Source organism: Bifidobacterium sp. UBA6881 (genome assembly GCA_002451435.1).
Lineage (GTDB): Bacteria > Actinomycetota > Actinomycetes > Actinomycetales > Bifidobacteriaceae > Bifidobacterium.
Map to the genome: position 1 here is coordinate 23,537 of DKCF01000077.1, position 11,454 is coordinate 34,990.

Annotated in this window: 8 protein-coding genes and 1 tRNA gene; 8 read left to right on the forward strand and 1 reads right to left on the reverse strand. The window is 62.1% G+C overall.

Features of this window, described 5'->3' with window-relative positions:
- Nucleotides 1–41 precede the first annotated feature (41 nt).
- From rplQ to B3C64_RS06195, 8 genes are all read left to right on the forward strand, one after another.
- Nucleotides 42–509, forward strand: a complete 468-nt coding sequence (gene rplQ / locus B3C64_RS06160; protein WP_291534479.1) for a 50S ribosomal protein L17 — start codon at nt 42–44, stop codon at nt 507–509.
- A gap of 131 nt (nt 510–640) precedes the next feature.
- On the forward strand, nt 641–1,579 hold the full coding sequence (locus B3C64_RS06165; RefSeq protein ID WP_291534481.1) for a tRNA pseudouridine synthase A: 939 nt from the start codon (nt 641–643) through the stop codon (nt 1,577–1,579).
- Between the two features lie 291 nt (nt 1,580–1,870).
- Entirely contained in the window at nt 1,871–2,854 is a 984-nt protein-coding gene (locus B3C64_RS06170; RefSeq protein ID WP_291534483.1) for an ABC transporter permease, read from the forward strand.
- A 14-nt stretch (nt 2,855–2,868) separates the two neighbouring features.
- Nucleotides 2,869–3,843: an ABC transporter permease gene (locus tag B3C64_RS06175; RefSeq protein ID WP_349679961.1), complete on the forward strand. Its 975-nt coding sequence runs from the start codon at nt 2,869–2,871 to the stop codon at nt 3,841–3,843.
- 7 nt (nt 3,844–3,850) lie between these two features.
- Entirely contained in the window at nt 3,851–5,944 is a 2,094-nt protein-coding gene (locus tag B3C64_RS06180) for an ABC transporter ATP-binding protein (protein WP_291534485.1), read from the forward strand.
- 59 nt (nt 5,945–6,003) lie between these two features.
- On the forward strand, nt 6,004–7,731 hold the full coding sequence (locus B3C64_RS06185) for an ABC transporter family substrate-binding protein (protein ID WP_291534486.1): 1,728 nt from the start codon (nt 6,004–6,006) through the stop codon (nt 7,729–7,731).
- 288 nt (nt 7,732–8,019) lie between these two features.
- On the forward strand, nt 8,020–10,200 hold the full coding sequence (locus tag B3C64_RS06190; protein ID WP_291534487.1) for a circularly permuted type 2 ATP-grasp protein: 2,181 nt from the start codon (nt 8,020–8,022) through the stop codon (nt 10,198–10,200).
- Nucleotides 10,201–10,334: 134 nt separating this feature from the next.
- Nucleotides 10,335–11,135, forward strand: coding sequence for a transglutaminase family protein (locus tag B3C64_RS06195; RefSeq protein WP_291534491.1), 801 nt, complete (start codon nt 10,335–10,337; stop codon nt 11,133–11,135).
- Between the two features lie 226 nt (nt 11,136–11,361).
- Here B3C64_RS06195 and B3C64_RS06200 read toward each other — a convergent pair.
- Nucleotides 11,362–11,450 (reverse strand) — tRNA-Ser (locus B3C64_RS06200).
- Nucleotides 11,451–11,454 lie beyond the last annotated feature (4 nt).

Below are 11,454 nucleotides of genomic sequence, written 5' to 3' on the forward strand. Positions count from 1 at the left end.
CTTTGCCCACCTGAATTCGACGGGGCCATCAAGGAGTAACAATGCCTACACCAAAGAAGGGTCCGCGTCTGGCCTCCAGCCCGGCTCATGAGCGCCTGATGCTCGCGAACATGGCCACCAGCCTGTTCCAGCGTGGCCGTATCACCACCACTCTGCCGAAGGCCAAGCGCCTCCGTCCGCTGGCTGAGCGTCTGATCACGCTCGCCAAGCGTGGTGATCTGCACAACCGTCGTCGCGTGATGCGCGTCATCCGCAACAAGTCCGTTGTGCACAAGCTGTTCACCGAGATCGCCGAGCAGATGGAGCAGCGTGAGGGTGGCTACACCCGCATCGTCAAGATCGCTCCGCGTCGCGGCGACGCCGCTCCGGCGGCCATCATCGAGCTCGTCACCGAGCCGGTGAGCCCGAAGCAGGCAGTGGTCAAGGAAGCCGAAGCCGCAACCAAGGTTGCCGCCAAGGAAGCTCCGGAAGCCGCAGCTGAGGAAGCTCCGGCCGAGAAGGCCGAGTGAGTCGGCTTTCCAGCTGAATCTCGCTGAATGAGGGGATTGGAAATCGAAAGGTTTCCAATCCCCTCATCGCATTTGGGCATCGTCAGGGCACATCATACGCAAGGCCCGCAAGGTCGCCGCAAACGAGGCGGATGAGACGACCGTTTGCTAAGCTCGGTGCCGTGAGACTGCGAATCGATTTGGCATATGACGGCACCGACTTCTACGGATGGGCGAAGCAGCCCGACCTGCGCACCGTGCAGGGGGAAGTGGAACGTGTGCTGCATACCGTGCTCCGCGTGCCCGAAGGGGACGCGGACGAGCCATTGCGTCTTACGGTTGCGGGAAGAACGGATACCGGCGTGCACGCCTCGCATCAGGTCTGCCACCTCGACGTCGATGGGAAGACCCTGGAACGGTGCGTCGGCCATATGAACGTTCCCGCGGTCACCGCATTGCAACGTCGCCTGCAACGCATGCTGCCGAAGGACATCGTCATCCACCGCGTCTCGCAGGCCCCCGAGGGATTCGACGCGCGTTTCTCCGCGCTGGAACGCACCTACGTGTACCGCATCGCCGACCGATCCAGCGAGATCGATCCACGTACCCGAGGATTCGTGCTGCATATCGACGACGTGTTGAATCTCGACGCCATGAACCGGGCGGCCGCGATGACGATCGGACTGCACGACTTCGGATCGTTCGCCACGCCGAATCCGGGAGGCACCACGATACGCGAGGTCAAAACCGCCTACTGGCGGCGCGTGCCGCAGCGTCCCCTGATCGCCGACGACATGGCAATGGGGGAGCGGTACCGCACGCCGGCCGTGGAATCCGGTCTGGCGTGCTTCACCATCGTCGCGGACGCGTTCGCCCGCAACATGGTGCGGTCCCTGGTGAACGGCTGCGTGCAGGTCGGCATAGGCAAACGGTCCCTGGACTGGTTCGCGGGGAAAATGGAGACGCCGCTGCGTGAGGGGTCCACGGGTCCGATCGCGCCGCAGGGACTGACTTTGGAGCACATCGAATACCCATCGGATGACCAGTTGGCGGCACGTGCCGAATCGATTCGCGCGAAGCGCACGCTGTGATCCGTCAAATAGGTGTGAGCCGCCTGACACGTCTGAGCCGCTGGAGGCGGATCGAATACGGACAACCGATGGAAGAGTGGTAGGCATTCCATGCATCCGTCCCATGCATCCGGCTCTTCGAATCGGCCTCAAAAGCGCCCGATAAAGAATATTTCCGGTATATGGACGATACCCCCCTACATTATGAGACAAACTCGTTCCACAATATGAAACGAGTTTGTCTCGGAAACCCCCAAGGGCTAATACAGTCACGTAGCGAATACGAGCATGGGGATGTTCGAAGGGGGTCGCATGATCAAATATATTCTCAAACGCATCGCCAACTACGTGGTGATGCTGTTCATCGCAGTGTCGCTGACGTATTTCCTGGCAAGCGCGTTCATGGATCCGCGTTCGAACTACATGTCCAGGCATCCGCATCCGCCGATCGCCTCGATCAACCGTTCTCTTGACCTTGCCAACATCAACGACCAGACGCCGGTCATCATCCGTTACGGACGCTGGTTGAAGAACATCGTGACACGTTGGGATTGGGGACTGAGCCCGGACCAGTCGCCGGTGGGCCCCGCGATCGCGTCCCGCATCGGCGCATCCGTCCAGCTGGTGACGCTCGCCACCATCCTCGGCGTGGTCTTCGGCGTCAGCATCGGCGTGTACACCGCCATCCGCCAGTACAAGTGGCAGGACCGCGCGTTGAACACCGTCGCCACATTCTTCCTGGTCATCCCGACCGCCGTGCTCGGTCTGCTGATCGTATTGCTCGCCATCAGCTTCAACAAAGCCACCGGCGGCAGAATCTTCTATGTGACGGGTCTGCATTCGTATACCGGGTCGAATCCGCTGATGTGGTTCCTCGACTTCGCCCAGCATCTGGTATTGCCGACCATCGTGCTCACCATCCCCGGCATGGTCAGCTACCATCTGACGCAACGCACGTATCTGCTCGATACGATGAACGCCGATTATGTGCGCACCGCCCGCGCCAAGGGCCTGCCGCTCAACATCGCCATCCGCCGTCACGCATTGCGCACGTCGTTGATTCCGACGGCCGTCGATGTGGCGTTCTCCATCGCCAGCGTGTTCACCGGCGCCGTGATCACCGAAACCGTGTTCGCCATCAATGGTGTCGGATCCTACTTCGTGCAGGCCATCGGACAGAACGACATCAACGGTTCCGTGGCAGTCACCGCGTTCGGTGGCGTTTGCACGTTGACCGGCGCACTGCTTGCCGATATCTTCTCCGCATGGCTCGATCCACGCATCCGCCTGAGCTGAATAGGTGATTTTCCATGAGTAGCGCACTCGAATATGATGAGACCGTCGAAAACGAGGCGGACAAGGAGCCGAACCTGGAGGAGCAGGGCGGTTCCGGCAACAAAGCGGCCGCCGACTCCTTCAAACGCACCGGTCGAATGACCCTGTACGTCAGGCGTTTCATGCGTCGCAAGTCCGCCGTCGTCGGATTGGTGATGCTGCTGGTATTGATTTTCTTCGCGCTTTTCGGTTCCAAACTTTCCAAGTGGAGCTATGACGAGCCCGATTTCACCGCGCTGGGCTCCGGCCCGACCGCGGACCACTGGTTCGGCACCACCGTCGGTGGTTCCGATTTGTACGCCATGGTGGTACGCGGCCTCGGACGTTCGCTGTCGATCGGTCTGCTGAGCTCCATCGGCACCACGGTGATCGCCGCGATCGTGGGCACCGCGATCGCCTACTTCGGCGGCTGGTTCGAAAAGGTCGGCATGTGGCTGCTCGACATGCTGCTGGTCGTGCCGTCATTCCTGCTGATCGCGCTGATCGTCAGCTCCGCCACCGGCGGCAGCGATTGGTTGTGGCTGGTGTTCGGCCTGACCGCGTTCGGCTGGATCGGCTATGCGCGTACGTTGCGCACGCTGACGTTGAGCCTGCGCGAACGCGAGTACGTGCACGCGGCGAAATACATGGGCGTTCCGGCATTCCGCATCATCGTGCGCCATCTGGTGCCGAATCTGGGCTCCGTGCTGACCATCAACACCGTGCTCGGCGTCATCGGCGCGGTCAACAGCGAAACCGCCCTGAGCTTCCTGGGCCTGGGCATCAAAGCGCCCGACACCTCGTTGGGAACGTTGCTGAACGCCGGACAGACCACGGTGATGACCTCGCCATGGATTCTGCTGTTCCCGTCCATCGTGCTGATCGTATTGACCTTCTCCGTGCAGCTGATCGGCGATGGACTGCGCGATGCCATCGACCCGTATTCCCGTTCCGCTGGAAAGGCTGAGTGAGCCCGAAATGACCAATCACAACGAATCGCAAGAGGAGCAGCCCGTCCTCGAGGTGCGCGACCTGCATGTGAGCTTCGCCTCCGAGGCCGGCGTGGTGCGCGCCGTGCGCGGCGTCGACTTCGACCTCTACCGCGGCAAGACGCTCGGCATCGTCGGCGAATCCGGCTCCGGCAAGTCGGTGACGTCCATGGCGATCATGGGATTGCTCGACAAGAACGCCAGCGTCAAAGGCTCCGTGCGCTACCGCGGCGAGGAGCTGCTCGACAAGAACGATCTGGAGATGAGCAAGATCCGCGGCAAGGGCATCGCCATGGTCTTCCAGGACCCGCTGTCCGCGCTGACCCCGGTGTTCTCCATCGGCGACCAGATCAAAGAGGCGCTGACGATCCACAACCCCGGCATGAGCGCCGAGCAGATCCACGACCGTTCCATCGAACTGATGAACCTGGTGGGCATCCCGGAACCGGAAAAGCGGCTGACGGCGTTCCCGCACCAGTTCTCCGGCGGCATGCGCCAGCGCGTGATGATCGCCATGGCCATCGCCAACAACCCGGACGTCATCATCGCCGACGAGCCGACCACCGCGCTGGACGTGACGATTCAGGCGCAGGTACTCGAAGTGCTGAAGAAGGCACAGCGCGAAACCGGCGCGGCCGTCATCTTCATCACCCACGATCTGGGCGTCATCGCCGGCATGGCCGACGACATCCTCGTCATGTACGCCGGCCGCCCGGTGGAGCATGCGAACGTCGACAGCATCTTCGCGCATCCCGCCATGCCCTACACGATGGGATTGCTGGGCGCGGTTCCGCGTTCCGACCGCGGCAGCGACAAACGCCTCGTCCCCATTCCCGGTTCGCCGGTCAACCTCACCGACCTGCCGAAGGGCTGCCCGTTCGCACCGCGTTGCCCGATGGCCACCGACGCATGCCGTCAGCAGGAACCCGCGCTCAAGCCCGTCGCCGGCTTGGACGGACAGTATGCGGCATGCCTGCGCGCCGACGAGATCGCCAGCAAAGGACTCACCTTCCACGACGTGTACCAGGTGGGTGACCGCATGCCGTCCAAGTTCGCGCATATTCCGCGCGAGCAGCGCAAGACGGTGCTTGAGTTGAAGGACGTGTGCAAGACCTTCCCCGTGACATCGGGCGGGTTCCTTCGTCGCAAGATCGGCGAGGTGCATGCCGTGGACGGCGTGAGCCTCGACGTGCGCGAAGGCGAGACCGTCGCTTTGGTGGGCGAGTCCGGCTCCGGAAAATCCACCACGCTGACGCAGGTCATGAACTTCACCAAGCCGGAATCCGGCTCCATCACCATCTTCGGCAAGACGTTGGAGAAGCGCATGCCTCGCGAGACGCGTCGCGAGCTGCGTTCGCAGGTGCAGTACGTGTTCCAGGACCCGATGAGCTCGCTCGACCCCCGTCTGCCGATCTACGATGTGCTCGCCGAACCGTTGAAGGTGCAGCACAAGAGCCATGAGGAGATCCGCCAGCGCATCGGCGAACTCATGCGGCTGGTGGAATTGAACCCCGATCAGGTGGATCGCTTCCCGACGCAGTTCTCCGGTGGCCAGCGCCAGCGCATCGCCATCGCACGCGCCTTGGCGGTGAATCCGAAGCTGGTGCTGCTTGACGAGCCGGTCTCCGCGCTGGACGTCTCCATCCAGGCCGGCGTGATCAACCTGCTGGAGGATCTGCAGAACAAGCTCGGCGTCGCGTACCTGTTCGTGGCGCACAACCTGTCGGTGGTACGCCACATCTCCAGCCGCATCGCGGTGATGTATCTGGGTCGGCTTGTGGAGGTCGGCGACACGGACGACGTGTTCGACAATCCGCTGCATCCGTACACCAAGGCTTTGATGAGCGCGGTTCCCGTTCCCGATCCGCAGAAGGAACGGTCCCGCAAACGCGTCGTGCTGCAGGGCGAACTGCCCAGCGCGACCGAGACCTTCGCCGGCTGCCCGTTCGCGGGACGTTGCCCGCTGATGCCGACGCTGACGAAGGAACAACAGGCGCGTTGCCTGGGCGAACGCCCGGCGATGCGCGCCTCGCAAGAGACTTCCCGTGGCGGCAGCCATACGGTTGCCTGCCATTTCGCTTGATGCCAATCAAGCACGGGTTGGATCCGCAGATGCGGATCTTGAGAATAATGGAGGGGAAAATGAACAAGAAAAGCAAGCTTATGACGCTTGCGGCCGTGATGGCGTCGTTCTCGATGCTGTTCGCCGGCTGCGGCGCGGGCAGCAGTTCTTCATCGAGCACGCTGAAGGCCGAACCGGCCGACGGCGTTCCGTCGTCGTACACCGGCGACCTACCGCTGCCCAGCGTCAAGCAGCGTTACGACAACCACCTGTCCCGTGACAAGGTCAAGGATGGCGGCACGCTGACGCTCGGCATCTCCGAGATCGGCCCGAACTGGAACTACCTGAGCACCGACGGCAACACCGGATACATGTCCGAACTGTGGAGCTGGTACCAGCCGAGCCTGCTGGTCTCCGACCAGGTCTCCGGCTCGCCGATCAAGGTGAACAAGGACTACCTGACCGACATGAAGCTGGTCAGCAAGGATCCTATGGTCGTGCAGTACGACATCAACCCGAAGGCCAAGTGGAACGACGGCAGCGACATCGACTGGACCGCGTTCAAGGCCACCTGGGAAGCCAACAACGGCTCCAACCCGGACTACAACCCGCCGAGCACCGATGGCTTCGACAAGATCGCCAGCGTCGAAGAGGGCTCGAACGCCAAGCAGGTGATCGTCAAGTACCAGACCCCGTACTACCCGTGGCAGCTGGTGTTCTCCGACCTGGTGAACCCGAAGGCCGCCGATGCCAAGACCTTCACCCAGGGATGGGTGAAGAACCCGCACAACGAATGGGCCGCCGGCCCGTTCAAGGTGCAGTCCTTCAGCGACTCCCAGGTCACGTTCGTGCCGAACGAGAAGTGGTGGGGCGACAAGCCGAAGCTGAGCAAGGTCGTCTACAAGCAGATGGAAAGCAGCGCCGAGCTCAACGCCTTCCAGAACGGTGAGATCGACGCGGCCAGCGCCAGCACCAAGGACGACATCAAGCAGGTGCGTGGCGTGAAGAACACGCAGCTGCGTTACGGCTACAGCACCACCACCCGTGTGATCGAGTACAACGGCAAGTCCAAGCCGCTCGACGACATCAAGGTGCGCAAGGCCCTGACCCAGGCGTTCGACGTCAAGACCTACAACAGCGTGCAGTATCAGGGCATGAAGTGGGATACTTCCCAGCCGGGCTCCGAGCTCATGATGCCGTACCAGAAGGGCTACGAGTACAACATGCCGGCTGAAGCCAAGTACAACGTCGCCAATGCCAAGAAGACCCTCGAATCCGACGGCTACAAGATGGGCAAGGACGGCTACTACGCCAAGGGCGGCAAGACCCTGCAGGTCTCGTTCACCTACTTCGGCGACGACGCCACCCAGCAGGCTCTGGCCACCGCGTACCAAGCCATGCTGAAGAAGGCCGGCGTGAAGGTCAAGGTCGTCAACAAGACCGAGAGCAAGTTCTCGTCCACCGTGACCAGCGGCGACTACCAGGTGCTGCCGATGGCATGGCAGGCGACCGCGGCGCTCGGCTTCGTCACCTCCGCCCCGCAGCTGTACACCTCCGACGGCCCGTCGAACTTCACCTACGTCGGCAGCAAGGAAGTCGACTCCCTCGTGAAGAAGGCCGGCGCCCTGTCCGACTACAGCGAGCAGACCAAGGCCACCAACAAGGCCGAGAAGGCTGCATTGGCCCTCTACGGCACCATCCCGGTGTCCACCGCTCCCGCCTACACCGCCACGAAGAAGGGCCTGGCCAACTACGGCCCGTCCGGCTTCGCGGGCTCCCTGCCGCAGGACATCGGCTGGCAGAAGTGAGCCGATCCGGCGAACCGGCATGATGCCCGACGCATAGCGCCGCGCATCGTCGCCTACGCCGGCAAACGGTGATCGATCCCCGGGGAGCGTCATGCGCATCATGCCATGACGCTCCCCGGGGATTATTTGTCACCGGCATGTTACGGGCCGTTGACATGTTCATTGCCGAGACAATGCCGTAACAATCCAACCCGCTTTCCGGTAACTCCCGCCAGTTACGTTCGTTGCTATCAGGGCGCGAAGCCTTGCCATTCGCATGCGTTTTTGGGGCAGAAGGAGCGTGGAACGATGATTGAATCCGCCGCACGTAAGCTGGCATCGGAACTGGTGGACCGCAGGGCGTCCATCAATCGGGAGCTGAGCCGCAACGGGGTGCGTTTCGGCATCTACAAGAACGGCGAATACCACGATCGGCTGTTCCCCTACGACCCCGTGCCGCGCATCATCGAATCCGACGAATTCGATGGGATGGAAGCCGGACTGAAACAGCGCGTGAACGCGTTGAACGCCTACCTGCGCGACATCTATTCCGACAAACGCGCCATCAAAGACGGCGTCGTTCCGGAAGAATACGTGTACACGTCCGCCGGGTACTTCCCGCAGGTCAACGGCGTGACGCCGCCCGGTGGCATCTTCGCCCACATCGCCGGAGAGGATCTGGTGCAGGGGCAGGACGGCAGATGGTGGGTGCTGGAAGACAATCTGCGCATCCCGTCCGGAGCCAGCTATCCGCTGTTCGCACGCGACATCGAACGAAGGATCACGCCGCGCCTGTTCCGCGACGTGCGCGTGCGCGACAACCGCGATTATCCGCGACTGCTGCGCAAATCCATGGATTTCGTCTCCACCGAAGGCATCGCCGTCGTGCTGACGCCGGGACGGTACAATTCCGCGTTCTTCGAACACGCGTATCTGGCCGAGAAAACCGGCGCCGCGCTCGCCTTCCCGGAAGACCTCGAAGTGGTCGACAACAAGCTCTACTTCCTGGATTATTCCGGCAAGAAGCACCGCGTCGGCGTGGTCTACCGCCGTCTTTCCGACGAATACCTCGACCCGTTCGCGTTCAACCCGGATTCCGTGATCGGCGTGCCGGGAATCCTCTCCGCGTACCGAGCCGGCAATGTGGCGATCGTCAACGCGCCGGGCAACGGCGCCGCCGACGACAAGGCCATCTATTATTTCGTTCCCGCCATGATCCGCTACTATCTCGGCGAGGAGCCGATTCTGCACAACGCGCCGACCTACATGCCGATGTTCGACAAGGACCGCAAGGAAGTGCTCGACCGGCTCGGCGAACTCGTCATCAAGGATGTGGCCGAGGCCGGCGGCTACGGCGTGGTGTTCGGATCCTCGCTCGACCGGTCGCAGCGCGAGGAACTCGCGGACCGCATCAAGGCGGAGCCGCGCCGGTTCATCGCGCAGGAGGTCATCCAATTCCGCGACATCGATGTGGTCGATCCCGACACCGGCGAGATGAGTCCGCGCAAATGCGATCTGCGCGCGTTCGTGGTGACCGGCAAGAACACGCATGTGTGGTATTCGGGCCTGACCAGATATTCGTCGGTGCCTGGGCAGATGATCGTCAACTCGTCGCAGGGCGGCGGATTCAAGGACACCTGGGTGCTGGCCAAGGATTCCGGCGTGGAGCATGATTGCGCGCCCGGCATGGAAAGCATCCACCTGCTCGAGCAGTCCCGCAAGCACTCGCTGGCTTTGGTCACCGCGTCGAAGGCCGACAACCTGTATTGGCTCGGCCGGTACACCGAACGCGTGTTCACGACGCTGAGCCAGTTCTTCCCCTTCTACGACCGGGTCATGGATACGGACGTGGACGCGTTCCGCCCGTTCGCCAAGGCATTGGACCTGCCGGAGGATTTCGAGGACTTCGACGCGTTCATCCACAGTTTCCTGTATGACGAGAAAAACCCCGATTCCGTGCGCAGCGCCATCGTCTATGCGTTCAACAACGCGGTGATCCTGCGGCCGGAACTCGGTTCCCGCTCGCTGCAGCAGGTCGAACTGGCCATGAGCTCCATCGTGGAGGCCTCGGAACATGGAACCGAAGAGGCCGACATCTTCAAGCATCGTGACATCGCCGACAACATGCTCGCCTTCTGGGGAGGTGTGGAGAACTCGCCCGTCGACCCGACGCTCAAATCCTTCATCTTCGTCGGCAAATACATGGAACGGCTCGACCTGTACACCCGCTTCGGATACTCCGTCGAGGAGCTCAAGGCGCCGTTCGCGAAGCTCGGCGCGTACATCGCGCCTTTGGACGGGCTGCCGGTGCCGCAATGCTTCGCCGAGGGGCTTCGCTGGCTGGTGGGGCAGTTGCCGGACCGCGGCTACGCCGATCTGGCGAAGACGCTCGGCGCGTTGCTCGACGATTTCAACGACCGCATCTGCATGAAGGACCTGAAGGACCTCGGCATGCTCAACGCGATGGACATGGATGCCAAGCGCATCTGATCGATGGCATGCCGACATGCACGGCGGGTGGTATAAGTTGCCTTGTGCATCCGCCCGCCATCGTGCATGGCGCGGGATTCGCTTACGCGGACGCGGACCGCATGGAACAGAGAAGCTGCGTTGAGGAGAACGACGTGAAGAAACTGGTGTTTGATTACGAGATGAAGCTTTCCTTCAGCTCTCCGGTGACCGACCATCGATTCCAGTTGCGGTGCATCCCCGCCACCGGCCCGAGGCAGCAGGTCGTGGACGTGGCGGTGAAGATCGAACCCGATGTGGAGCTCGACACCACCATCGATTCCTTCGATTCCGTCGTGATGACCGGCTTCATCGCCGAACCGCACACCATGTTCAACTATTCGGTGACGGGCATCGCCTTCGTCGACAACGCGAATATCAAATCGGAGATATACAAGCCCCTGTATCGCTTCAATTCCGCGCTGACCATTCCGGGGCCTGCCATCAACGCCATGATCGACGTGTGCAGGAGGCGCATCGCGGCGTTGCCGTCCGACAGCACGCCGATCGACCAGGCGCGCGAGGTGATGGATGAGGTGTACAGGGCGTTCGTCTACACGCCGCTGTCCACCACCATCCGCACGACCGCCGAAGAGGCGCTCGCGCAGCGCAAGGGCGTGTGCCAGGATTACGCGCATGTCATGCTGTCCGTATGCCGCCACGTCGGCCTCACCGCGCGCTACATCGCCGGATTGCTGGGCGGCGAGGGGGCGACGCACGCTTGGGTGGAGGTCTACCACGACGGTCGTTGGATCGGTCTGGACCCGACGCACAACCGCATGGTCGACGACAACTACATCACCATCGCGCATGGCCGTGATTACCGCGACTGCATGCTCGACATCGGCATCTTCTCCGGTTGCGACGTGAAACAGCACCAGTGGGTGAACGCCTCCGTGCATGAACAGGAGTCCTGAGTCGCGCCGCGCGGTGGTCGCGGGCGGTAACGGCAAGCCATGAGTCCGCGGGCGGTAAGAGCGGCAAGGCGGGCCGAAAACGTACCGCTCGATTTGCCGCTTTTCGAAAGTCCGATCAGGGCATTTCACGCAATCGAACGTCGAACGGGCCATATGGCGCAAACCCTTGGAAACACTGGGTTTTCGGCATGAAAAAAGGGTTTCGGGAAAACCTCGAAACCCTTGGTGGCGGATAAGGCGAGATTCGAACTCGCGGAGGGGTTCGCCCTCACACGCTTTCGAGGCGTGCTCCTTAGACCGCTCGGACACTTATCCATTC